Source organism: Streptomyces beijiangensis (assembly GCF_017315755.1).
Taxonomy (GTDB): domain Bacteria; phylum Actinomycetota; class Actinomycetes; order Streptomycetales; family Streptomycetaceae; genus Streptomyces; species Streptomyces beijiangensis.
In genome coordinates this window covers 24,757-48,219 of sequence record NZ_JAFLRJ010000036.1, presented here as the reverse complement: position 1 = coordinate 48,219, position 23,463 = coordinate 24,757, and the positions used below count along the sequence as shown (strand labels likewise).

The window sequence follows — 23,463 nt, the reverse complement described above, 5'->3', positions numbered from 1 at the left end:
CACATTTATGACTATTGGCCTGTTGCGCACCGCACTACGCATCACGGCGGTGCTCTGGGGTATCGCCGCACTCGCTGCCATCCTGGGAGGGGTGCCCCTCATCTGGTGGCTGTCCGGCCTCGGGTGGCTCGCGTTTCCTGCGTTCTGGTTCTACTTCGCCGTCCATGCGACGCTGGCGCTCCTCATTTTCCGGAACACCTCCAGCACTAGCAGACTGCGACCCGCCGTCCGTGTCTGCGCGGCAGCGACAGCGTGGCTCGCTGTTCCGTTCGTATGGATGGCACTGCGCGCACAAGCGCAAGCGGACCACAGCGCAGCATGGACAGACGTGTTTCATAGCAGTTCGGTATTGGCGGTCGCACTCATTGTCGTGAGCGGAATCTTCTTCGCCTTCTCGATCGGGTGCAGATCTTCTGAGGGGGCGTAGAAGGCCGGCGTGACCTGCGCAGGCACACATCCCTTGTCCCGTGGGGCGCCTCGCGGAGGCGGTGTCCGTGCTGGTCGGCGCGGCTCGTCACCACCGCTCGGCTGTTCCGGCTCCCACCGCACCAGTGGACTGATACCCCCTCCGGAAAGGAGGCGGACCCGTGGCCGCCACGGGAATAACCACCATCGCCTCTGCCACTTGCGTCGGGGCAGCGGCAACCTGTCTCTGGATTCAGCCGTCACATTTCCCATTTCCTGTCGTGTACGCCTCCGCGATCCTCTCTTCAGCAACGCGGATTTCCCTCGAACTCCGCACAAGCGACTGAAAATCGAGCGACTATCGCTGGAACGCAATGGCGGTAATTCGACGTCGGCCGGCGCCCCATCCTTCTGCGTCGAACGTTTACCCGTCGACCATGAAGCGAACCCCAGCCCGGTAGAGCCGCCTGGCGGTGGCCCTGCCCTATTCAGAGAAAGCGCGAAGGCCGCGGATGGATCTCGGAATAAGCGGTGAAACCGGTGAGCCCAAGGCTGGCGTGTCCGCAGGAACGTGTGATGCCCAACCCGGCAGAGCCGATGGCGTCCGTCGAGTGGTAGCCGGTCAGGTCCCTGGCGTCGGCGTACTCCTCTGACTGCACCATCAAGTACGGCGAAATGTGCACCACGGCCCAGGTCTCGTAGTCTGCTCGGGTCTTGGACGTTGTCGTCAGGGGGCGAGTGTGGAGGTGGGGTTTGCCCCGAAATGTGGACAGTCCTTGAAGGTCGGATCGTGGGATCCGACGAGGAGGTGTCCAGGTGGCTGTCACCCGGTATTCGGAAGAGTTCAAGCGGGATGCGGTCGGGCTGGTCATGTCCAGTGGCCGGTCCATCAACTCGGTGGCCAAGGAGCTCGGGATCAACACCGAGTCCCTGCGCAAGTGGGTCCTGCAGGCCCGCGGCGCTATGGGCGGCGGGGCCGGTGAAGCGATGACGCCGGACGAGCGTGCGGAGCTGAAGCGGCTGCGGAAGCAGGTTCGCGATCTGGAGCTGGAGAAGGAAATCCTTCGCAAGGCCGCCCAGTATTTTGCGAAGGAGATGATCCTGGTGGTCAATTCAGGCGGTGAGGGCGAGTTCGAGTCGGGCGAGGTGGCTGGTGCGGGTGCGGTCGAGGGGATTGCCGTTCCACCAGGTGTCGAGCCGGATCAGGTTCAGTGCGACCGCGCTGTAGATGTGGTCGAGGTGGGTCTTCCGCAGGCCGTGGTAGCGGGCACGTCGGATACCGGTGACGGCGGTGGCTTGGTGCATGGTCCCCTCGACCCCGGCGCGCAGTGCGTAGTCGTGTTTCCATTCCTCGGTCTTCTGCCGGGCGCGGGCATCGCGCAGGGCTTCGTGCATCTCCTGGGGCTGCAGGGTGAGTTGACGGCGCCCGAGTTGGGAGGTGGTGCACTGGGGTCGCTGCGGGCAGGGGCCGCAGTCTCTGGTGGAGAAGGTGACCACCGTCGTGGCCACGCCGGCCTGGTGGCAGGGGCTCCAGGTGGTGCTGGTCTGCCCGGTCGGGCAGACGGCCTGCTGCATCTGCCAGTCGATACGGAAGTCGTGGGTGGCGAAGCCCTCGTTGGCCCTGGCCTGGCGGGACAGGTCGCGCAACATCGGGGTGATGAGCGCGACGCCGAACTTCTTCAGGGAGCCCACGATCAACTCGGCCGAGGCGTATCCGCTGTCCAGGTAGTGCTCCCCGGGCAACAGTCCGCGGCGCTGGAGGGCCTGGTGGATAGGGTCGAGCATGGCGCTGTCGTGGACGGTGGCGTCGGTCGTGATGACGTTCGTGACCAGGTTCGGCCACGGGGAGCGCGGTGGCCGTCCTGATCTCGCGTCGGCGTTGTTGCCGGGCGCGGCCGATTCGGGGGCCTGGCAGGTCTCGCTGATATGGATCTTGAAGCCGTTCCACAACAGGCCGCCCTTCACGCTGCGGCGGGCATCGGTGTCATACGGCGAGGTCAGGCGCTGTTGGCCGGGCGGGAGACCGTCCGCTTCCGCCTCCCGCCGCTTGACCGCCTCCCGTCCGCTGCCCGACACGGTGCGGGTGTAAATCTGGACCAGCACACGCCGCAGGACCTGGACGGCCGGCAGCTCCCGCAGCCATGGCGGGGACTGCGGCGCATATACCGCGGTGAGCAGGGCGAAGCCGTCCCGGCCGAAGTCGAGAGCGAGGCGGTTGCGTTTGGCCTTGGAGGTTGGTGCGTGCCAGCCCGGGATCCGGTCGCTGTAGCGCCGACTCCAGGAGGGCACGTCGATTGCCTGTTCCACCCAGCGCGGTGCCGCACAGGCCAGCGCCTCAAGTGCGGCGCGGACGGCCTCACCGGCCAGGTCCAGCTAGCTCAGGTCCCGTACCGCGGAGATCACGTGGGTGGAGTCGGTGCGTTGCTTGCCTCCGCTCGCCAGAAGCCCCTGCTGGACCAGTTGGGCCAGCAGCAGGTCCAGGACCTTCTCCTCCAGAGCGTGCGTGACCACCCGGGAGCGGAACTCCGAGAGCACGCTGTGGTCGAACCCTGGATCCTGAAGATCCAGTCCGAGCGCGTATTTCCACGACAGGTCCGTCCGTACTGCCTCGGCGGCCTGCCGGTCGGTGAGGTTCTCCGCCTTCTGCAGCACCGTGACCAGCGCGAGGCGGCCCGGCGACCATCCGGGCCTGCCACGCTGCCCGAACGCAGCCGAGAACTCGCCGTCGGCGAACAGCTCACCGAACCGGTCACGGACCCGCACCGCCAACGGGACCTCCCGCCGGCCTGAGTACATCGTCCGGATCGCCGCCGCGATCTGCGGGTCCGGAACGGGCCAGGACTGCGGCTGCACCGACACCACATCTCCATCCTGCGGACAGACACCACAAGACTGCCGCAAAACCCAGGCTCCACCCACAGCCTGACGCTCACTTACCGATCCCCTGAATTGACCACCAGGATCGGAGATGAGTCGATGAACAGCCGCTGGCGGTTCATCTCCGATCACCACATGGAGTACGGCATACAGCGGCTGTGCAGGATTTTCCGGGTGTCCCGGTCGGGGTTCTACCGGTGTCGCCAAGCGGAGCCGGCGGTGGACCACTTACCCGGACTTCGGCAACCGTCACTGATGCCGGACCGTACCGTCGCCACGGATCACGAACGTCTCACTAAGGGGCACAGGCAAAGCCGGGGCATTACGAGGCGCCGTCGGCGTGCCCAGTACGGCGATGCCTCCAGGTGGGCTCTGACGACCGAGATGAGTCGCTGTGGAAACCGTGCCCGACGGAACAGGCAGTCCTCAAAGCGCATGAGCATCGCCCCCAGGCTCAGCAAGTCCGCGAACTTAGAGCGGTAGTCACTCGATTCAGCCGGGCCCGCTACCTGCAGGGACGGACAGGCCATCGATTCGACCGCGACCGCATGTAGGCCCGGGGGACAGTCTGGGGGACAAGCGGGGGACAGCAGGGCGAAGACGGTCCAGGTCAGAGCGGGCAAAGTAGGGCAAGATTCCATTGCGATGACCGCCACGCACTGGCGGGTCAGTCGCGGGCTCCCTGCTGGGACACGATCGATCCCGCCCGGTTCTTGATCACTTCCAGCTGCGCGGGGATACGACGGCGCAGGTCAGCGACATGGCTGACGATGCCGACGCTGCGGTCCCGCTCGCGCAGCGAGTCCAGTACATCAAGGACCTCGTCCAGCGTCTGCTCGTCGAGGCTGCCGAAGCCCTCATCGATGAAGAGGGTGTCGAGACGGATGCCGCCGGCCTCGTCGGTGACCACGTCGGCCAGGCCCAGGGCCAGGGCGAGCGAGGCGAAGAACGTCTCACCGCCCGAGAGTGTCGCGGTGTCCCGCTCGCGCCCGGTCCAGGCGTCGACGACATGCAGACCGAGGCCGGAGCGGCTGCGGCCGCCCGCTCTGGCGTCGGAGTGCACCAGGGTGTAGCGGCCCGACGACATGCGCTGCAGCCGTACGGTGGCTGCTGCGGCGACCTGCTCGAGGCGGGCCGCGAGGACGTACGACTCCAGGCGCATCCTGCGTTCGTTGTCCGTGGAGGTGCCCGCCGTGAGACCCGCCAGCCGGGCCACCCGGTCGTACTCCTCGCGCCGTGGCCCGAGGCTCCTCAGCTCCTCGGCGGCCTGCCGGGAGAGCCTGGCGAGTGCGCTGCCGCGCTCGCGGGCCGCATCCAGGGCCGACCCCGACTCGCGCACGCTGCGCTCCGCCCGGTCGAAGGCGGCCCGTGCGGTGTCGGGGTTCGCCTGCGGGAGCTCTGCCGCCCGTGCCGCGTCCTCTTCGGCGAGCCGGTCGGCGACCGCCGCCTCCTCGGCCTGCCAGGCGTCCGCCTGGTGCTGCAGACGACGGTGCCCGTCCTCGGGGAGCAGCTCGGCGGCGGCTGCCTGCGGGGTGTCGAAGCCGGCCCGGAACGCCGCGTCGGCGAGGCGGTCGTCGGCCTCCTTCAGCTGCTGGGCGGTCGTCTCCACCGCGCGTACCGCATCGACCGCCGCTTCGAGCAGCCGTACCCGGCGCTCCAGGAGGGCGGCGTGCTCGGCCACGCTGCCGGCGTCCCCCCGCGCACGGGTCAAGTCCTTCTCCAGCGCACCCCGTTCGCCTTCGAGGGTCTCGCGCCGTGAGGTCCGTCCGGAGGCTCGGAGTTCGGCCTGCTGTTGTGCGGCGACGCGTCGCGCGTGCTCGCGCTCGGCGCGGTCGAGTGCTTCGCGGGCCGCGTGCGTCCCTGCCGCGACGGTGTGCGCTTCGTTGTACTCCTGCTGCAACCGGCCGGTGAGCCCGGCCAGTTCGGCGACGGTGGCGGTGCCCGCCTCGCCGCGGGCCACGGCCACGGCTTCCCGTACCCCTGCGAGCCTGCGCTCCTCCTCGGCGCGGGCCTCCTCGGCGCGGGTGTGGCGGGCGTACGCCTCTTCTTCCGCCGTCCGGTCCACATGGCCCGCACCGGCCTGCGCCGGGGACGGGTGCGCGGTCGCCCCGCAGACCGTGCACGGTTCGCCGTCGCGCAGACCGGCCGCCAGTTCGGCGGCGATGCCCAGCAGTCTGCGCTCCCTGAGGCCGAGCCAGGACTCGTGCGCCGCACTCGCCCGCTCGCGGGCGGCGCGCAGCGCGTCCTCGGCTGTGGCGGCCCCGCTCTCCAGCCGGTCGCGCTCGCGCGCCGCCTCCAGCCTGCCGCGGGCCGGTTCCAGCTGTCCGGCGAGCTGTTCGGCGAGCGTCCCGGCTTCCCGCGCGGCTTCGATACGGTCCTGCAGACGGCTGCGCTCGGTGTCCCAGCCCGAGAGCCAGCCGGCCGACTCCTGGATCAGTTCGTCGTCGCCGCGCGCCTCGCGCTCCAGCGCCGCCAGGTCTGCGGTGATCTCCGCGCTGCGCCTTTCGTCCCTGCAGGCGGCCTCCAGGCCGCCCAGCTCCTGCCGCAACGTCCTTCCCAGCGCGGAGAGTTGTTCCGCACCGGCGTCGTGGAGGGCGGAGGGAAGCTGGGCGCGGGATCTTTCGCGGCCGTTGCTCGCCGCGCCGTGAGCGCCCTCGGCCTGCTCGCGGAGGGAGAGTGCGGGCGCCACCCGCTCCGCCTTCCTGGCCCGGTCCAGGCGTGCCCGTACCTGCTCGTACTCGGGGCGGCGGGCCGCCAGCTCACCGGCGCGCCTCTGCGTGTCCGCGTACCGCTGCTGGAGCCTGGCCAGCTCACGCTCGGCATCCAGCGCGAGCCGGGCGGCGGCCTGCCTGCTCTCGGCCGCCTGCACGGCCCCCGAGGCGATGTCGAGGCGTTCGCGCGCGCCGCTGCGGGCGATCGCGGCCCATTCCAGTACGGACTCGGCGAGGCCGGGGTCGCCCGGCTGCGCGTCGGGCAGCGGCCACTCCGCCGCCGCCCTGCCCGCGGCCTCGGCCATCCGGTGCGCCAAGGTCAGGAGCCGCTCGTCACCGGCGCGTACCTGCTGCTCGGCCGCGCGCCGCAGCTCGGCAAGGCGCTCCTCGACCGCGGCGAAGCGCCGGGTGTCGAAGAGCCGCCCGAGGAGCTTGCCGCGCGCCTCGGCGTCAGCACGCAGGAAGCGTGCGAAGTCTCCCTGCGGCAACAGCACCACCTGGCAGAACTGCTCCCTGCTCATCCCCACGAGCTGGCTGATCTCCTCGCCGATCTCCTGGTGGGAGCGGCTCAGCGCCTTCCAGGCCCCGGCTTGCGGGTCGTACTCACGGAGCCCGCTCTGGGCCTTCTCCGTCACATATCCGGTTCCGCGCTTTTTGGGCCTCGGCTGTGCGGGCTGCCGGGTGATCTCCAACCGCCTTCCTGCCACGGTCAGTTCGAGGCGGATCTCGGTCAGCTGCGCGTCCGCGGCGTGGTCGCTGCGCAGCGTGGCACCGGGGCTCTGCCTGGCGCCCGGCACCGCGCCGTACAGCGCGAAGCAGACGGCGTCGAGGACGGAGGTCTTGCCCGCGCCGGTGGGCCCGTGCAGCAGGAAGAGTCCGGCGGAGGACAGTGCGTCGAAGTCGACGACCTGGGGCGCGGCGAAGGGGCCGAAAGCGCTGATGTGCAGCGAGTGCAGTCTCATCGGGCCACTTCCTTCACCCCGTCGTCCACACGGACGTCGTCGAAGGCGCCGACGAGCACGGTCCGCTCCCGTTCGTCGGGCCCGGCGCCGCCGCGCACATGCGCCACGAAGTCCTCGGCGATCTGCTGGTCGCTTCGCCCCTTCAGCCGCTGGGCGTACGAAGCGAGGGGATCCTCCGGGGCCCGGTCGGGCTCGAAGAGGAGACTCAGTACGTGCGGGAAGCGCCCGGCCAGTTGCGCCATGGGCTCGGGCGGCCGCACCGGGTCGGTGAGCGTCGCCTCAACCCACGACTCCTCATGACGTACGAGAGCGGGATCGTCCAGGAGCTCGTCGAGCCTGCCCCTGATCCGGGCGAGCCCGCGCGGAACCGGGCAGTCGAGACGCTCGGCTCCGATCTCCCCGCCGGGGCCGAGGTCGATGAGCCACATCGTCTTGCGGTGGTCGACCTCGGAGAAGGAGTAGGCGAGCGGCGAGCCTGAGTAGCGGACGCGCTCGGTGACCGTCTGGCAGCCGTGCAGATGCCCCAGCGCGACATAGTCGATGCCGTCGAAGACCCCGGAGGGGACGGCGGCCACCCCGCCGACGGTGATGTCGCGCTCACTGTCGCTCGGTTCGCCGCCCGCGACGAAGGCGTGGGCGAGGACGACGGACCGTGTGCCCGCGGCCCGGCCCGCGAGATCGGTCCGTACCCGCCGCATGGCTGCCGCGAGAACGGCCTCGTGCCCGGCCATCTCCGCCTTGAGCTCGTCGCGCACCAGCGCGGGCTCGAGATAGGGCAGCCCGTAGAAGGCCACGTCACCATGCGTGTCGGAGAGCACCACCGGGGTGGCGCAGCCGGCCGGGTCGGTCCGCAGATGGATGCCCGCACGCCCCATGAGCCCCGCGCCGACACCGAGCCTGCGCGCCGAGTCGTGGTTCCCGGAGATCATGACCGTCTGCACACCGGCGTCGGCGAGCCGGTGCAGCGCCCGGTCGAAGAGCTCGACGGCGGCGAGCGGAGGCACCGCCCGGTCGTAGACGTCCCCGGCCACCAGCACCGCGTCCACGTCGCGCTCGCGCACCGTCGCCACCAGGTGGTCGAGGTACGCGGCCTGCGCGTCGAGAAGCCCGACCCGGTGGAAGGACCGTCCCAGGTGCCAGTCGGACGTGTGCAGGAGCCTCATGATCCCCGAGGTTAACCGGGTGGTCTGACATCACGGGCGGTTACCCCCGTATCCGTGCTTTCCGGAGACACTCAGGCGTCGCCGTACGCCTCCCCGCCCAGCTCCAGCACCGCCGCGCCCGCAGTGCTGTCGGCGAGCCAGCCGCGGAAAGACTCCACATCGGCGTCCGGCAGCCCGATCTCGATCGTCACGTTCTCCGTGTAGCGCACATCGCGCACGGACCGCCCGGTGGCCCGGAGATCGTTCTCCAGCTTCCCTGCCCGCTGGTGGTCGACGGTGACGGTGACCAGCCGGAAGCGCCGGCGGGTGATCGTGCCGACCGCGTCGAGCGCTTCACCGACGGCCCCTCCGTACGCCCTGATCAGCCCGCCCGCGCCCAGCTTCACCCCGCCGTAGTACCGGGTGACGACCGCGACGGCGTACCGCACCTCGCGCCGCATCAGCATCTGCAGCATCGGGACACCGGCCGTGCCGCCGGGTTCGCCGTCGTCGCTCGCCTTCTGCACGGAGGCGTCGGCGCCGATGACGTACGCGAAGCAGTTGTGCGACGCGGTCGGGTGCTCCTTGCGGATCCGGGCGACGAACTCCTGCGCCTCCTGCTCCGTCGCCGCGGGGGCGAGCGCGCAGAGGAAGCGCGACCGGTTGATCTCGGTCTCGTGCACGCCCTCGCGGGCGAGGGTCAGGTACTGCTCCTGCATCCCGTCAGCCTATGCGCCGTGCGGCGGACCCCGGACAGGCCGCCGGGGAATCACCGGGGGCTCCGGAGAGTTACGTGATCAGGAAGACCCCCCGGGCCGGAGGAGAAGGACATGCAGGACCAGGACACGATCCGCAGGATCCTCGCGGAGTCCGGCGACACCTGGGCCGTCGTCGGCCTGTCGTCGAACAAGGAGCGCGCCGCGTACAGGGTCGCGGACGTCCTGCAGCGCTACGGCAAGCGAGTCGTCCCCGTGCACCCGAAGGCCGAGACGGTCCATGGGGAGCAGGGGTACCCCACCCTGCAGGACGTTCCGTTCCCCGTCGACGTGGTGGATGTCTTCGTGAACAGCGCCCTCGCGGGGAAGGTTGCCGACGAGGCCGTCGCCGTCGGCGCGAAGGCCGTCTGGTTCCAGCTCGGGGTCGTGGACCAGGATGCGTACGACCGCACCCGTGCCGCCGGACTCGACATGGTCATGGACCGCTGCCCCGCGATCGAGATCCCGCGCCTGGGCTGACCTGGCCGACAATGGCCCCATGCAGCGACCGTGCCACAGCGAACAGCAACTGACCGACCAGCTGGCCGAGTTGGGCGTGAAGCCCGGCGACGTACTGATGGTGCACGCCTCACTTCGTGCGGTCGGCGCGGTGGACGGTGGCGCGGAGTCCGTCGTCCGCGCCCTGCGGCGGGCGCTCGGGGCGGAGGGGACGCTGGTGGTGCCCGCCTTCACCCCGGAGAACTCCGACAGTTCGCCGGGCTATCGCGCACGGGTACGGGACCTCGGGACCGAGGCCGCGGCTGTCGTACGAGCGAGCATGCCGCCCTTCGACCGGGCGGCCACCCCCGCTTCGCCGTCGCTGGGGATCCTGGCGGAGACAGTACGACTGACCCCGGGCGCCGTGCGCAGCGGCCATCCACAGACCTCGTTCGCCGCACTGGGCCCGCAGGCCCGGCAGCTCCTGGCCGGGCACCGCCCCGACTGCCATCTCGGCGAGGACTCCCCGCTGGCCCGCCTCTACGCCGCCGGCGCCCGCGTCCTGCTCCTGGGGACCGGGTTCGCCAGCTGCACCGCATTCCACCTCGGCGAGTACCGGGTGCCGGCGCCACCTCGCCGCACCTACCGCTGCGTGGTCTCCGCGCCGGGCGGGCGTACGTGGTGGAGTTACGAGGATGTCGCCCTGGACGACAGCGACTTCGCCTCCCTCGGGGACGCCTTCGAGCGCACGTACGGAAGCCGGAACCTGTGCTCAGGACCCGTCGGCGCCGCGTCCTGCCGACTGTTCCGCGCCACCGATGCCGTGGACTTCGCCCGGCAGTGGCTTCCGGCCAACCGCCCGTACTGAAGGGGCGCATTCGCCTTGTGCGGGTATGTACCAACCCCCCGGCCCATGCCCATACTTGCCGCGTACCGGGACTTACGGGGGGAGGCACGACGTGGGGCAGGTGATACGTACCAAGGACGGCCGGAAGCTGGCGGTCGAGCACCACGGAAATCTACGGGGCAGGCCCGTCTTTCTGCTGCACGGGACCCCTGGCAGCAGGCTGGGACCGGCGCCGCGCAGCGCGGTGCTCTACCGGCTCGGGGTGCATCTGATCACCTTCGACCGTCCTGGATACGGCGATTCGGACCGGCTGCCGGGGCGACCGGTGGCTCATGCGGCCGCGGATGTGGAGACCATCGCCGACGCCCTGGACCTGGCCGAGTTCGCCGTCGTCGGCCGCTCCGGCGGCGCCCCGCACGCACTCGCCTGCGCCGCACTGCTGCCGCGCCGTGCCGTGCGTGCGGCATCCCTCGTGGGACTCGCGCCGCGCGATGCGCGGGGCCTCGACTGGTTCGACGGCATGACTGCGGCCAATGTCCGTGAGTACGTCAACGCGGCTGCCGGGCACCGCCAGTTGACCGCGGCGCTGGAGTTCAGGTCAGTGGGGATCAGATCGGATCCGGCGGGTTCGGTCGCCGATATGCACCGCGACCTCTCCGACTCCGACCGGGGCATCGTCTCGGACACCGGGATACGGGCCATGCTGGTGCGCAACTTCGCCGAGGCGCTGCGGAGTTCGGCCGACGGCTGGGTCGACGACGTCATGGCCTTCGCCAACGACTGGGAGTTCCGCCCCCAGGACATCAGCGCGCCGGTGCTGCTCTGGCACGGTGAGGACGACGTCTTCGCCCCGGTGGCCCACACCCGCTGGCTGGCCGAGCGGATCCCCCGCGCCGAACTGGTGGTCGAGCGCGGGGCGGCGCACTTCGGGGCTCTGCGGGTCCTCGCCCGCGTACTGAGCTGGGCCACCCGGTGAGCCGCCCGTACCGCGTTCAGGACCTCAGACCGGCTGCGGTTCGAGGTCCCGGTTGAGCCGACGCCAGGCCCGGGCCGCCTCGGTGATCGGATGGTCCACTCCCAGCTGCCTGGCCGCGGGCTCCAGGACCGCGGTACGCAGCAACTGGGCCTCCTCGGTGCGGCCGGAGGCCCGCAGAGTGATGGCGAGGTTGGACTGGCAGGCGAGTACGTCCGGATGCGTGGGCCCGTACCGCTCCAACAGTCCCTCCAGCGCGGCGAGTTCCCACGCCTCCGCGTTTTCGAGCTCCCCCATGTCGCCGTAGGCGTTGGCGAGGTTGAGTGCGGCGCACAGTGTGAAGGGATGGCGCGCGCCCAGTGCGTCCTCCAGCGCCTCCCGGACCCATTCGCCGGCTTCGGCCGCTTCGGCGGCAGCTCCCAGCCCCCGCTGGTAGATCGCGATGTTGTTCCGGCAGGCGAGGGTGAAGGGATGGTCGTCGCCGAGGGTTTCGCGGTATCCCTCGAGGACCTGGTTCGCGAGGTCGAGCGCCGCCTTCTTGTCACCGACGGCGGAGAAGTCGGCGGCCAGATTCAGTCCGCAGGCCAGGGCGTCGGGCACCTTCGTCCCGTACCGCGCCCGGTAGCGGCCGTACGTCTCCTCGGTGAGCCTTTTCGCGTCGTGCGGATGACCGGCTTTGCGCAGCGATACCGCAAGGCTCTTGGCGGTACGCAGCACCTCGGGCACATCCGCGTTGAGGACCCGCTCGAAGGCGGCCACGACCTCCCTCAGGACCTGGACCGAGGCCCGGTAGTCACCGGTCTCCCGCAGATCGCGGGCGAGATGCCCCTTTGTGGTGAGGGTGAAGGGGTGGTCGTCCCCCAGGAGTGCGCTGCGGCGCTCCACCGTCTCCTCGTCCAGCCTGCGCGCCAGTTCGCTGTCGCCGCTCAGCCGGTAGTCGATCGCGAGGTTGTTGGCCGCGATCAGGGTCCGGGGATGGTTCTCGCCGAAGATCTGACGCAGTCCGCGGTAAATCCCGAGGTCCCTGCCCAGCGCCTCCTCGAACCGGCCCAGCGCACGCAGATCGGCGGCGAGGGAGCCCGTGGTGATCAGGATGCTGGGGTGGTCGTCGTGCGGGTGGTCGTCGTGGAGTACCCGGATCTGCCGGGCCAGGGTGTCCTCGTCCAGGACGCGCGCCTCGTCGTACTTGCCCTGCGCCCGCAGGGCGTTGCCCAGCTCGAAGCGGATGTTGAGGGTCTGCAGATCGTCCTCGCCCAGCTGCCGGCTCCAGATGGTGTTGAGCTGGGTGCCCAGGACCCGGGCGCTCTCCAGCTCGCCGCGCTTGAGCAGGTAGCGGATCCGGTCGACCATGATCTGCCGGACCTTCTCGTCGTCGCAGTCCGCGATGCCGGACGGACCCAGATGCGGCCAGATCAGCTCGAAACTCGGCCAGCTCTTCGGGTCATTGACCGGATTGTCCCGGTCCACGCCTTCCGCGGGTCGGGCCTCGGCAAGGATCAGATGCACTTCGTGGCTGGCCTTCTCCTGCTCGTCGGCCGACAGACTCGCACGGACCGCGGCCTGGACCAGACGGTGCACCTGGATACTGCTGTCGGCCGGGTCCACCTTGGCGAGGGCGAAGCGGTTGAGGGCCTGGATGACCTTCCCGAGCATGTACCGCTCCCGCAGATCCGGGTCGTACGGCAGCAGGGATTCAAGCATCGCGTCGCTGCCGATGAGCCGCATCGAGATCGGTTCGGCGGAGAAGAATGAGCACAATTCGAGGAGGCGGACCGCCGCCTTCGACTCTTCCCTGAGCCGGTCGATGGAGATGTTCCAGGTCGCCCCGATCCGCTGCGCGTAGTCCTCGGGCTTCCCGAGCGACAGGACCCTGGTGCTCTGTTCCTTCAACTGCTCGACGTAGGCGTCCACCGGAGTGGCGGTCTCCGCCAGCCAGGCCGCGGCGACCTCCACCGCCAGGGGAAGGTCGCCGACGGCCTCGGCGACCCGCTCGGCGTCCGGGACAGCCAGCTTCCGCACCCGCCTGCGGAGGTGCTCCACGCTCTCGCCGCGTGTGAAGACGTCCACTTCCGTCGGCTCGACCCGGGGGGAGACCGGCTTGTTGCGGCAGGTGGCGAGGATATGGCCGTAAACATTGCCGGAGACTGGTCCGGTCTCCTCGGGGAAGAGCGCCAGCTGCTTGTCGAGGTCCTCCACATTGTCGAAGATCAACAGCCAACGGGCGTACGGCGAACCGCTCCGCAGCGCCTGCAACGCTGCCGCTGCCGCCTCGGCGACGACGTCACCCGCCCGCAGGTCCATGGCCTCGGCCAGCTCCGCCAGCGAGGAAGGCACCCGGTCCGCCTGTTCGGCCTCGATCCACCAGACCAGGTCGTAGTCGGCGCGGAACCGGTGTGCGTACTCCCGTGCGACCTGCGTCTTGCCCACCCCTCCGAGCCCGTAGAGCACCTGCGGGAAGCGCTGGGCGGAGCGCGGGTCGCCGCGCATCTGGTCGCGGAGGCGTTCCAGTACGGACGTCCGGCCGGTGAACGACGCGTGCCGCTGTCGTACGTTCCACACCATCGGCGCCAGTCCGGGATAGCGCGGTCCAGCCGGAGCGACGGTGGGGAGGTCGTCAGTCTCCTCGCGGTCCAGCGCCGCCAGCAGTTCGGCGATCGCCTCGGTCTCCTCCAGCCTCGTCAGTTCCACGACACCGCGCGTGCTCATCTGCACGGCGAGGCGTACGTCGTTGACCTTCACGATCAGCAGCTGGTGCAGGTCGGCGACGTAGTCCCACACCCCTTTCACCCAGGGCGAGTTGATGAATGCCGGGGAGACGACCGGCAGGACCCGGTACGTACCGCCCGACGCGAACTTCGGCTCGAATCCGGGCGATCCGGCCGTCCGTATGTCAGTGGCGACCACTTGGAATCCGGCCCTGGTGAGTGTCGATGCCAGCCAGTCGGCCCACATCTGGTCCTCCGCCCCATGAATGAGGAGCACATTCGACGGCGGTACGGGACGCCGCCGCGTGTATGCCGAGACATAGGTGAGCCGCTCCGCCTCGTCGATCGGTGGCAGCGAGCTGACGCGTCCGCCGGTGAGCACCGAGGTGAGCCGCTCGCAGGCGGTCAGCATGGAGCTGGAGACGTTCGGTGCGTCGCCGAAGGTGGCCAGGATCTCCTCGTACGCGTAGAACGGCCGGTACGGGATCTCCACCGATCCCCAGTAGGTGGCGAGGTCCTCGCCTCTCAGCCCGGTGGGCAGGCCGGGGAAGCTCTCCCGCGCCAGCGCCCGTCCGGCATCGGCCTTCTCCTTCTCGCCGTCGTCGATGCGCATCGGCACGGGCAGAATCCGGATCCCGTTGTCCCGGTAGCGCTCTTCGATGTCACGGGCCACGGCGGACGCGCCGTCGATGCTCTGGTCGCTGAGGGTGAAGCAGACCACCAGGACATGGGGCATCTGCACCGTGCAGATGTCGGCGATGTCGCTGAGGCCGGTCCGGCTGTCGATCAGGGTGTAGTCGTAATGCGTACGCATGTCGGCGCGCATGGCGTCGAAGAACTGGCCGCCGCCGAACCGTTCGTAGAAGTCGTCCCAGTCCATCCGCCCGACGGTCGACGAATAGTCGCGGTTCCGCCGGCCGGCCGACAGGAAGTCGAGCCCTCCCGGCTTGGGGAAATTCCATTTCAGGGAAGTGGCGTGCGGTCGCACCCGGGCGTAGCTGCGGTGCCAGTCGCTCTCGCGCTCCGCAGGCCGCCGGGCCTCCTCCTGGTACTCGGTGATCAGATTGATCAGCCCCGGTGTCCCCTCCAGATCGGAGAGATCGAGGAAAGGGTGGAAGAACCGGTGCAGTCCCGGCGCTTCCAGATCCCAGTCGACGGCAAGCACCCGGTGTCCGTTCGCCGCCAGGATCCAGGCGACATTGGCGAGTGCCATGGTCCGGCCGGTGCCGCCCTTGTAGGAGTAGAAGGTGACAACGGTCCCTTCACGGTTCTCGATCACGTAATGAGCCCTCCGCTTTCTCAGCGTTGCTCTTCGTCTCCCGGGCGGGAATTCCGGAGCCGTACCCCACGCCCGACGGCAGGACCTGGGGCTTCGAACCGCCGCCCCCGTCGGGCGGATAGGTCTGTGCATGCCGGTCGTAGTGTCTGGCCGCCGCCTTCACCGCGACCGGAAGTTCCTGGCTGAACGCCTGCAGAGTGGGCACCCCGCCGCTCGGCGAGCAGTGGCCGCCTTCGTCGCCGGGTCTCGGTGCCAGGTCCGTTTGTATGGTGGCGCGCATCGCGTCCTCCTGGAGCGCGGCGTCGGGATCCGCACGGTTCCAGGGGACCATCACGCTGATCCACGGCCGGTTCTCGGCGGTCAGCTTCCCCAGCAGCTCCGCACCGCGCGCAGTGCTCAGCGCCCAGTGGTCGAGCAGGAGCATTCCTGGGGTGACCGGCGGCCCTTTGGGCAGCATGCGGTCCGCATCGGCCTCGAACTCCCCCACGCTCACCTGGTAGTCGAGGTTGCGGACCAGGTCGGCCGCGTGGTCGGCGAGCGGGCGCGACGACTCCGGATGGTAGGGGTTCCACTCGCGCGGATGGGCTCCGTAGCAGTCGGGGCTGCGCCCTGTCGGCAGTTCGGACCGGGAACAGGCGAGCACGGAGATGTCCATCCTGCGCTTCCCTCCCGGCGGGCCGAATCCGGTGGGTACGGAGTGATAGTCCTGCTCGGCGTCGCCGTCCGCGATCTGGGTCATCTCGGCGACTTCCTTGATGCGCTTCGCCAGGTGGTAGACGGCACGCTCGTACTCGTCGCGCAGATAGCGGAGTTTGATCAGCCCGTAGAAGCCCTCGGCGGCGTAGTCCTCACCGAACTCCTCGTTGGCGAACTGCAGCCGCTCCGCCTGTCGCGGCAGCTGTTTCACCGGCACAGGCACCCAGAGCGCGGGCACGATTGCGCTCGCCGACGAGCTGTTGTTGCTGTTCAGCGCCCTGGAATGGGCGGCCCGACGGGAAAACGCGAACCATTCCCGGCCGCACTGCTCGCTGAGGAAATAGCGCGGCGCGTAGAGGGGCACGAAGACCCGGCAATGCGCGAGGGCCTTGGACAGCTCAACCGGCCATGGCTCCCCCGGCTTCATCTGACGGTCCATGAACCCGGGAGACGCCCCGTCGGGGAGCGACGTCAGGTTCATCAGGTGCTCGCACAGATCCCGGTAGAACCTCTCCACCCAGACATTGGGGTTGGCGTCCTTGGGATCACTCTTCGGTATATGCGCATAGCTGAGAAAGAAGTACGGTCTCGGGTCGTCCCCCGGGGCCCCCGCAACTCCGATCACAGGCGTCTCCCCCGGTCCGCGTGGCTGGGAACCCAGTGTAGGAAACGGCAATTCTCCACCGGAATAGACGGAACGAACCTATTCAGTACCGGAGTTGGCCCGATTCCAGCTCTGCCGGTGCTCCTGGGACGACCGCTCGGCCCGCGCCTGTGCGGCAGCCGTCACCGGTTCCTGGAGCCACTGGTGCACGGTGTCCCCCATCTTCGCCACGAACCGCTCCCCGAGCGGAGTCAGCGCCCCCGACCCGGCGAGCACCTCCACCGCATCGGCGGTCTGCCGGCGCCAGCGCGCGAAGTGCGCCTCCGCCGCGGTGAAGTCCCGCCCTTCGGCGGTGCGCCGCCGGGTGCGCCAGAAGTCGGTCACCGCGATATGGGCGTACGTTCCCTGGAGCAGCCCTGGCAGCGGTCGCGGGTCGGGGCGCCAGGGTGCGTAGAAGGTGCGGCGGTCCCCCGTGTCGTAGAGGTCGAGGCGGTCCAGTACCGCGCCCAGTTTGACGTGCTGGAACTCATGGACGATCAGCAGCGCGAGCAGAGCGGGGGTCGCGGGCCTGGCGGCCCCGATGGCGCCGAACGCCTCCCGGGAAGCGGCACTGACATCGCTGCCGTCCGGCGCGTACAGCGGGGTGATGGACCGGAGTCCGGCGGCCACTCCGGGTGCATAGCGCGGGAGTTCGCTGCTGATCAGCGACCAGGCCTCGGTCAGGTCCTCCGCCCAGATCTTCGCCTCGCCCTCCGTGAGGCGCCCGGAGACCGGCCATTGGTGGCTGTCGCGCAGTGGGTCGGTGTCCTCCAGAGCTACGGTCCAGCCGGGCATCTGCACGAGACGTACCGGGTTCCAGTACGGATTGAGTCCGTCGACCCCTTCGTCCCATCCGGCCCGCAGCGTCCGCTGCCCGGCGCGGACGGTGAACTCCTCTGCCCCTGCGGTGATTTCAGCCAGTCCCTGATGGCCGGCGAGGGTGACCGAGCCAAGGCCCGGGAGCCTCAGCGTCCCGTCCCGCAGGGGCACCTGCACGGTGTCCCCGCGCCTGGCGCGCATCGCGGCGGCGGCGGCGAGTTCCGCGAGTCCTTGGGACACCTCGCCCGGCGAGTGCTCCTTCAGGGCGCGAAGACCCCAAGGCCTGGTGTAGGGATGGGAGATCGCGGCGTCGAACGCCTCGGGTGCATTGCGATCCAGGTCGACCAGCAACTCCCAGGCACGGTCGGCCAGTTCGTCACCGATCGGGGCCCTGTCCCGTACGGCCGCGAGCAGATCGCGGTCGGTGTCGAGCTGGGCCGCCACCAGGCGTCCGACCGTCTCCGCGTCGCCGAAGCCCTCGGCCAGCAGGTCCAGGTCCGCGAGGGGCACGGCGGGGCCGGCAACGGCCTCCCTGTCCCGTACGGTCACGATGAGCTCCATCAGATCGGGGCAGAACACCGACGGATTGTCGAATCCCGTCCCGGTGCGGTAGCGGTGGGCATAGAGGCCGCCTCCGCAGGAATTGACCACCGGGCAGGAACGGCACTCCTCGCTCAGCTGCTCGACGCCCTGGTGCCGGGCGAGCATCCCGGGGTGGGCCATGACCTCGTCGAGCGAGTGCGTGAAGACATCCATCCCGGTGGCGGGAGCACCGTCGTACGCCGTCTTCAGGCTGTCGGCCTGCTCATAGGTGCCGTCGGTCTCGATCACGACGAGGTCCGCGGGCGCGAGACCCAGCGACTCGGTGAGGCTGCTCTCGCCGCGCAGGGTGCGCAGTACGGAGTCGAAGATCCGCACCGGGACCGCCCGGCCGCCGTCGTCCCACCGCCGGTACACGACATCGAGCCAGTCCGCGTACGGAGTGGCCGACGCGCCCGGTCTGGGCGGCGGATTGTCCCAGGTCGCGTGCGGCAGCAGGAAATCCAGCCGGGGCGGATCAAGTGCGACCAGCGCGTCGTACACGGCGGCCGGGTCGTTCTGGACATCGATCGTGCAGAGCAGTCCGGCGAACAGGGGTCGGTAGACGGGGCGGTTGAGGAGTTCGACCGCGCGCAGCACCTGGGGGTGGCTGCTGCGTCCGTCCGCATAGCGGCGGTGGCGGTCGTTGGACGCCCGGTCGCCGTCCAGGGAGACACCGACCTTGATGCCGTACTCGAGGAAGAGGTCACAGAAGCGTTCGCTGAGGAGAACCCCGTTCGTGTGGATCCGCAGATCCAGCGCGCACACTCCTCGTAACGCGCGACGAAGCTCATCGGCGGCCCCGCGCAGTCGGTCGGGGCCCGCGAGGAGCGGTTCGCCGCCGTGCAGGACGACGTGGACCGCGGAGAGCCGGTGGGCCGCCGCGTGTTCCGCGATACGGTCCGCGGTCCTCGCCATCACCTGTTCGGGGAGTGCCTTGGGCCGGCCGTGCCAGCTCTGGTCCGCGTGCTCGTACACATAGCAGTGATCGCAGGCGAGATCACAGCGGCTGTGCACCTTCAGGACGAACTGGCTCAGAGACGGCGCAGGCCGGTCCATGGCGGGGAGTACGTCCGGCCGGTCAGACCGAGGACTGGAACGCCGCAACGATCGGGGTCGTCCCCGTACCGGTCGACATCAGCCGGCCGACGGATGCGGGAAGATCACCACCGGTCCGCGTGGCACCACGATTCGTCAGAGAAACCCGGGGCACGTCCTGCCGGGGAGCTACGCGCGCGGGCCTGTCGGCCGCGGATACCAGAGCGGTGTTCATATTGCGCCTTTCCGGAAGTGACATTGCCCCTCCTAACGACCACGGATCCCGTTCGTCACGGTTGGTCATATCTAGTCACGTTTAGTCACGATCATGTCGGTCGAGCGCAAGCCCCGCATCCGCAGGACGGACATGGAGCAGCTCATTCTCTCCACGCGGGTTGCCCGGCGCACTGCTTCTGACAGATCCGAGGGCCTCAGTTTCCCAGACCGTCCAGGACGACCGCCCCCGGCAGCCCCGCCAACGCCTTGCCCGGCACGATCAGTTTGCCGCGGCGGCTGCCGCTGCCGATCAGAACCCACTCGGTGTCGGCCACGGCCGGGTCGACCAGCACCGGCCAGCCGGCGGGCAGTCCGATCGGGGTGATGCCGCCGTACTCCATTCCGGTCTCCCCGGTCGCCATGTCCATCGGGGCGAACGACGCCTTGCGGGCTCCGAGGTGTTTGCGTACGGCACCATTGACGTCGACCCGGGTACGGGAGAGCACCACGCAGGCGGCGAGCGAGGTCTCGCCGCCGCGCTTGGCCGCGACGACCACGCAGTTCGCGGAGGCGTCGAGGAGCTCGGGCCCGTAGTGCTCCACGAATACGGCGGTGTCGGCGATCTCCGGGTCGGTGTCGACATGGATCAACTGGTCCGCCGGGACGTCACCGCGCCAGGTGCGCACGGCGTTTGCGACCGGCGCCACGAGCCTGTCGAGGCGGTCCAGGGCGGGGGCGGCGTCGTCGAAATCGCCGAGGGGTGCACGCATGGCGGCACCGTAACAGCCGCCGCCCGCGCGGTGGTTGGGCGTCTCAGCCCACGGGTGGGATGGAGACCGCCATCGTCATTTCGACCGGTTCGGTGCCCTCGTTGCGGTACGCGTGCGGGACATTCCCCTCGAAGGTCGCCGAGGTCCCTGCCGGTACGGCGTGGGAGACCCCGTCGACGACCAGAGTGAGCTCGCCCGCCGTGACATGCAGCAGTTCGATGGTCCCCTTGGGGTGCGGGTCCGACGCGCTGCCGTCCCCGGATTCCAGACGCCAGTCCCACAGCTCCAGCGGTCCGCGCTCCTCCGTACCGACGAGGAGGGTGGTGTGACTGCCCGCGTCCGTCCACCACATCCTTACCGCCTGCTCCTGCGGTACGACCCTGACCTGCGGCCCCTGTTCGTAGTCGAGGAGCGTGGTGATGCTGACCCCGAGCGCGTCGGCGAGCTTCACCGTGGTGCCCACGCTCGGGTTGGTACGGGCCTGCTCGATCTGGATGATCATGCCCCGGCTGACACCCGAGCGGGCGGCGAGAGCGTCCAGCGTGAAGCCCCGCTCCCCTCGCCAGCGCTTGAGGTTCCGGGCGAGCGACTGCGTGAGCTGGTCGAGGTCCGACACATTCCGTCCATTATTTTGAATGACAGGGTTCAGTATCTTGCACTACGGTGTGGTGCACCTGACGGTTCACCACACTGTACTGCGAGGCCCTCCCATGACTGCACTGTTCGCCCTGGCCACCAGCCTCCTCTGGGGGCTGGCCGACTTCGGCGGCGGGCTGCTCACCCGGCGATTCCCCGCGCTGACGGTCGTCGTCGTCTCGCAGTCGATCGCGGTGGTGGTGCTCGGCGCGGTGGTCGTCGCCACCGGCGGCTGGAGCGAATTCGGCCCGCAGCTGTGGTTCGCGGTGGCGGCCGGTGTGGTCGGTCCGGTCGCGATGCTCAGCTTCTACAAGGCCCTGGCGCTGGGGCCGATGGGCGTGGTCTCACCGCTCGGATCGCTCGGCGTCGTCGTCCCCGTCGCCGTCGGTCTGGTCCTCGGTGAGCGGCCGGGCGTCCTGCAGTTCGCGGGGATCGCGGTCGCCGTGGCGGGTGTGATGCTGGCCGGCGGGCCCGAACTGCGAGGGGCCCCCGTACAGCGCCAGGCCATCGCCCTCACGCTGATCGCCGCCGTCGGATTCGGTGCGGTGATGTCGCTGATCGCCGAGGCGTCCACCACCATCACCGGACTCTTCCTCGCCCTCTTCGTCCAGCGCGTCACCAACGTCGCCGTGGGCTCGACCGCCCTGTTCGCCTCGGTGAAGCGCGGTGCGCGTGCCCTGCCCGAGGGCGGCGGCGCACGGCTGATCCTGGCCTCGCTGCCCGCCCTGGCCTTCGTCGGACTCGCGGACGTCGCCGCGAACGGCACCTACTCGGTCGCCGCGCACGCGGGCCCGGTCACTGTCGCCGCCGTACTCGCCTCGCTCTACCCGGTGATCACCGCGGTCGCCGCCCGGGGAATCCTCAAGGAGCGGCTGCGCGCCGTCCAGGCCGCGGGGGCAGGACTCGCCCTGGTCGGCACGGTGTTGCTCGCGACGGGCTAGCCGCCGGTCAGGACTCTTCCAGGTCGGCCAGCGCGAGAAGCTGCTCGGAGGTGACGCCGTCCGGGATCGGTACGGGTGCGGGCGTACGCAACGGAGGCAGCCACCCCGTCTCCTCGTCCCAGCTCCGTACGACGCGGGCGGGCGCCCCGGCCACCACCGAGTGGTCGGGCACCTCGCCCCGTACGACCGCACCCGCGGCGACCACCACATTGCGGCCGAGCCTGGCGCCGGGAAGGATCACCGCGCCCGTGCCGAGCCAGCAGCCGGGGCCGATCTCCACCGGCTCCATGCGCGGCCACTGCTTGCCGACCGGCTCGTGCGGGTCGTCGTAACTGTGGTTGGTGGAGGTGATGTAGACGTACGGACCGCAGTAGGTGTCGGAGCCGATGGTGATCTTCGTATCGGCGATGACATGGCTGCCGCGGCCCAGCACCACCCCGTTGCCGAGGCGGAGGATCGGCTCGGACCCGAGATCGAGGTCCGGCATCATCCCCGCGGTCAGCGTGACCTGCTCGCCGATGATGCAGTGGTCGCCCAGTTCGATCCAGGGCTCGCCGAAGACGGTTCCCTGGGGGAAGGCCAGCCTGGTGCCCTCGCCGATGCGGCCGAAGCGCAGCCGTCCCGGGCGCTCCGCGGTCACCGCGCCCGCCTGCTGCACCCGGCGCCAGCCGGCATGAAGTGCGCGGGACGTCAGCGATGAGAACGTGTTTCTGTTCTTCGGCACCCGCACACGGTACTCACGGGTAGCGCACCCGGCCTGACCCGTACGCTGTGATCTTCACCCCACCGAGAGGCAGACGAAGATGAAGACCCGCCTGAACGGCAAGGAGCCGGAGCTCGACCCGGGGGCCTTCGCCGCGCCCACTTCCGTGCTGATCGGTGAAGTGGCCATGGCGGCGGGCTCCAGCGTCTGGTACCACACGGTGCTCCGCGCCGACTGCGGTCCGATCGTGATCGGCGCCGACAGCAACATCCAGGACAACTGCACGGTCCATGTGGACTTCGGCTTCCCGGTGACCGTCGGCGAGCGGGTCTCGGTCGGCCACAACGCGGTGCTGCACGGCTGCACGGTCGAGGACGACGTCCTGGTCGGCATGGGCGCCACGGTCCTCAACGGGGCACGCATCGGCGCAGGTTCGCTGGTCGCCGCACAGGCGCTCGTACCGCAGGGGATGCAGGTCCCGCCCGGTTCGCTGGTCGCGGGTGTGCCCGCCAAGGTCAAGCGTGAGCTGACCGAGGAGGAGCGCGAGACGATCAGGCTCAACGCCGCGATGTACCTGGGTCTGGCGAAGGCGCACCGCGAAGCGCACGAGGCCCAGGACACGCAGGAGGCCTGAACCTCCGGCCCGGCGCAGGCGCGCCTCAGTCGGCGGCCGGCACCGTCTCCACGGCGTCCGCCGACTGGGCGCGCGTATGCGCCTTCTTGGCACGGTTCTTCAGTACGAGCATGGAGCCGGCGCCGAACACGACGGCGATGCCCAGCCCCGCGTAACTGAAGTTCTTGAACCACGACTCGGCGACCACGCCCACGTAGTAGACGGCGGCCGTCGTGCCGCCCGCCCAGAGGATGCCGCCGATCACATTGGCGATCAGGAACTTCCAGTACGGCATGTGCAGGACGCCCGCGAGCGGCCCGGCGAAGATCCTCAGCAGGGCGACGAAACGGCCGAAGAAGACCGCCCACATGCCCCACTTCTGGAACGAGCGCTCCGCCATTCCGACATTGCTCTCGCTGAAGTGCTTGGGGAACTTTTTCGCCAGCCAGGCGAGCAGCGGTCTGCCGCCCTTGCGCCCGATGGCATAGCCGATCGAGTCGCCGATGATCGCGCCTGCGGAGGCACAGATACCGAGGATCACCGGGTTGATGTGCCCGTGTTGGGAGGCGAGCAGCGCGGAACTGACCAGGACGATCTCGCCGGGGAGCGGAATGCCGAGGCTCTCCACCCCGATCACCACCGCCACCAGGAGATAGACAAGGGCCGCAGGCACGCTGTCGAGCCATTCCTGGACGTGCAAGGCCGCATCCTCCCG

General features: G+C 69.6%; 18 protein-coding genes and 1 pseudogene. 7 read left to right on the top strand and 12 right to left on the bottom strand.

What is annotated here, in order from left to right; all coding sequences use genetic code 11:
• The first annotated feature begins 7 nt into the window (after positions 1 to 7).
• Complete coding sequence (locus J0695_RS04560; RefSeq protein ID WP_206960404.1) at positions 8 to 427, top strand: hypothetical protein; 420 nt, start codon at positions 8 to 10, stop codon at positions 425 to 427.
• Between the two features lie 794 nt (positions 428 to 1,221).
• Positions 1,222 to 1,428 (top strand): annotated as a pseudogene (locus tag J0695_RS45590) (transposase); the annotation flags it as partial.
• 90 nt (positions 1,429 to 1,518) lie between these two features.
• On the opposite strand, the gene J0695_RS43675 reads toward J0695_RS45590, so the two are convergent.
• The 5 genes from J0695_RS43675 to J0695_RS04535 all read right to left on the bottom strand — a co-directional run bounded on the left by J0695_RS43675 (position 1,519) and on the right by J0695_RS04535 (position 8,816).
• Complete coding sequence (locus tag J0695_RS43675; protein WP_307798418.1) at positions 1,519 to 2,694, bottom strand: transposase; 1,176 nt, start codon at positions 2,692 to 2,694, stop codon at positions 1,519 to 1,521.
• Positions 2,695 to 2,778: 84 nt separating this feature from the next.
• On the bottom strand, positions 2,779 to 3,264 hold the full coding sequence (locus tag J0695_RS43670) for a transposase (protein WP_307798417.1): 486 nt from the start codon (positions 3,262 to 3,264) through the stop codon (positions 2,779 to 2,781).
• A 685-nt stretch (positions 3,265 to 3,949) separates the two neighbouring features.
• Positions 3,950 to 6,955, bottom strand: coding sequence for an AAA family ATPase (locus J0695_RS04545; protein ID WP_206960401.1), 3,006 nt, complete (start codon positions 6,953 to 6,955; stop codon positions 3,950 to 3,952).
• Complete coding sequence (locus J0695_RS04540; protein ID WP_206960400.1) at positions 6,952 to 8,118, bottom strand: exonuclease SbcCD subunit D; 1,167 nt, start codon at positions 8,116 to 8,118, stop codon at positions 6,952 to 6,954. The genes J0695_RS04545 and J0695_RS04540 overlap by 4 nt, the downstream gene beginning before the upstream one ends.
• Positions 8,119 to 8,189: 71 nt before the next feature.
• Positions 8,190 to 8,816, bottom strand: coding sequence for a YigZ family protein (locus tag J0695_RS04535; RefSeq protein ID WP_206960398.1), 627 nt, complete (start codon positions 8,814 to 8,816; stop codon positions 8,190 to 8,192).
• Positions 8,817 to 8,927: 111 nt separating this feature from the next.
• Between J0695_RS04535 and J0695_RS04530 the strand changes: the two genes are divergently transcribed.
• The 3 genes from J0695_RS04530 to J0695_RS04520 all read left to right on the top strand — a co-directional run bounded on the left by J0695_RS04530 (position 8,928) and on the right by J0695_RS04520 (position 11,113).
• Positions 8,928 to 9,332 (top strand): CoA-binding protein, encoded by a 405-nt coding sequence (locus tag J0695_RS04530; protein WP_206960396.1) that lies wholly within the window; start codon positions 8,928 to 8,930, stop codon positions 9,330 to 9,332.
• 19 nt (positions 9,333 to 9,351) lie between these two features.
• The gene (locus tag J0695_RS04525; RefSeq protein WP_206960394.1) at positions 9,352 to 10,158 is read left to right on the top strand and encodes an AAC(3) family N-acetyltransferase; all 807 of its coding nucleotides are present in this window, start codon (positions 9,352 to 9,354) and stop codon (positions 10,156 to 10,158) included.
• 91 nt (positions 10,159 to 10,249) lie between these two features.
• A complete protein-coding gene (locus tag J0695_RS04520) occupies positions 10,250 to 11,113 on the top strand; it encodes an alpha/beta fold hydrolase (protein ID WP_307798416.1) in 864 nt (287 codons plus the stop codon).
• A gap of 24 nt (positions 11,114 to 11,137) precedes the next feature.
• Here the strand turns inward: J0695_RS04520 and fxsT are convergent, their stop codons facing one another.
• The 5 genes from fxsT to J0695_RS04495 all read right to left on the bottom strand — a co-directional run bounded on the left by fxsT (position 11,138) and on the right by J0695_RS04495 (position 20,471).
• Positions 11,138 to 15,094 carry an FxSxx-COOH system tetratricopeptide repeat protein gene (fxsT, locus tag J0695_RS04515; protein WP_206960390.1) on the bottom strand — a complete coding sequence of 1,319 codons (3,957 nt, stop codon included), beginning with the start codon at positions 15,092 to 15,094 and terminating at the stop codon, positions 11,138 to 11,140.
• Positions 15,078 to 16,415, bottom strand: coding sequence for a TIR-like protein FxsC (locus J0695_RS04510; protein WP_307798415.1), 1,338 nt, complete (start codon positions 16,413 to 16,415; stop codon positions 15,078 to 15,080). The genes fxsT and J0695_RS04510 overlap by 17 nt, the downstream gene beginning before the upstream one ends.
• A 78-nt stretch (positions 16,416 to 16,493) precedes the next feature.
• Positions 16,494 to 18,890, bottom strand: coding sequence for an FxsB family cyclophane-forming radical SAM/SPASM peptide maturase (locus J0695_RS04505; RefSeq protein WP_206960388.1), 2,397 nt, complete (start codon positions 18,888 to 18,890; stop codon positions 16,494 to 16,496).
• Between the two features lie 410 nt (positions 18,891 to 19,300).
• Positions 19,301 to 19,855 carry a YbaK/EbsC family protein gene (locus tag J0695_RS04500; protein WP_206960386.1) on the bottom strand — a complete coding sequence of 185 codons (555 nt, stop codon included), beginning with the start codon at positions 19,853 to 19,855 and terminating at the stop codon, positions 19,301 to 19,303.
• Positions 19,856 to 19,898: 43 nt separating this feature from the next.
• Positions 19,899 to 20,471, bottom strand: coding sequence for a helix-turn-helix domain-containing protein (locus tag J0695_RS04495; RefSeq protein WP_206960384.1), 573 nt, complete (start codon positions 20,469 to 20,471; stop codon positions 19,899 to 19,901).
• Positions 20,472 to 20,565: 94 nt separating this feature from the next.
• Here J0695_RS04495 and J0695_RS04490 point away from each other — a divergent pair, with 94 nt between their 5' ends.
• Complete coding sequence (locus tag J0695_RS04490; protein ID WP_206960382.1) at positions 20,566 to 21,432, top strand: DMT family transporter; 867 nt, start codon at positions 20,566 to 20,568, stop codon at positions 21,430 to 21,432.
• A 7-nt stretch (positions 21,433 to 21,439) separates the two neighbouring features.
• Here the strand turns inward: J0695_RS04490 and J0695_RS04485 are convergent, their stop codons facing one another.
• Positions 21,440 to 22,156 (bottom strand): acyltransferase, encoded by a 717-nt coding sequence (locus J0695_RS04485; RefSeq protein WP_206960380.1) that lies wholly within the window; start codon positions 22,154 to 22,156, stop codon positions 21,440 to 21,442.
• Between the two features lie 79 nt (positions 22,157 to 22,235).
• Between J0695_RS04485 and J0695_RS04480 the strand changes: the two genes are divergently transcribed.
• The gene (locus tag J0695_RS04480) at positions 22,236 to 22,769 is read left to right on the top strand and encodes a gamma carbonic anhydrase family protein (protein WP_206960378.1); all 534 of its coding nucleotides are present in this window, start codon (positions 22,236 to 22,238) and stop codon (positions 22,767 to 22,769) included.
• A gap of 25 nt (positions 22,770 to 22,794) precedes the next feature.
• Here the strand turns inward: J0695_RS04480 and J0695_RS04475 are convergent, their stop codons facing one another.
• Entirely contained in the window at positions 22,795 to 23,448 is a 654-nt protein-coding gene (locus J0695_RS04475) for a DedA family protein (RefSeq protein ID WP_206960376.1), read from the bottom strand.
• Positions 23,449 to 23,463 lie beyond the last annotated feature (15 nt).

Coding starts and splice junctions, on each gene's coding strand:
- J0695_RS04560 (WP_206960404.1), top strand. CDS start 8: ATGACTATTGGCCTGTTGCGCACCGCACTACGCATCACGGCGGTGCTC.
- J0695_RS04545 (WP_206960401.1), bottom strand. CDS start 6,955: ATGAGACTGCACTCGCTGCACATCAGCGCTTTCGGCCCCTTCGCCGCG.
- J0695_RS04540 (WP_206960400.1), bottom strand. CDS start 8,118: ATGAGGCTCCTGCACACGTCCGACTGGCACCTGGGACGGTCCTTCCAC.
- J0695_RS04535 (WP_206960398.1), bottom strand. CDS start 8,816: ATGCAGGAGCAGTACCTGACCCTCGCCCGCGAGGGCGTGCACGAGACC.
- J0695_RS04530 (WP_206960396.1), top strand. CDS start 8,928: ATGCAGGACCAGGACACGATCCGCAGGATCCTCGCGGAGTCCGGCGAC.
- J0695_RS04525 (WP_206960394.1), top strand. CDS start 9,352: ATGCAGCGACCGTGCCACAGCGAACAGCAACTGACCGACCAGCTGGCC.
- J0695_RS04505 (WP_206960388.1), bottom strand. CDS start 18,890: ATGGACCGGCCTGCGCCGTCTCTGAGCCAGTTCGTCCTGAAGGTGCAC.
- J0695_RS04500 (WP_206960386.1), bottom strand. CDS start 19,855: ATGCGTGCACCCCTCGGCGATTTCGACGACGCCGCCCCCGCCCTGGAC.
- J0695_RS04490 (WP_206960382.1), top strand. CDS start 20,566: ATGACTGCACTGTTCGCCCTGGCCACCAGCCTCCTCTGGGGGCTGGCC.
- J0695_RS04480 (WP_206960378.1), top strand. CDS start 22,236: ATGAAGACCCGCCTGAACGGCAAGGAGCCGGAGCTCGACCCGGGGGCC.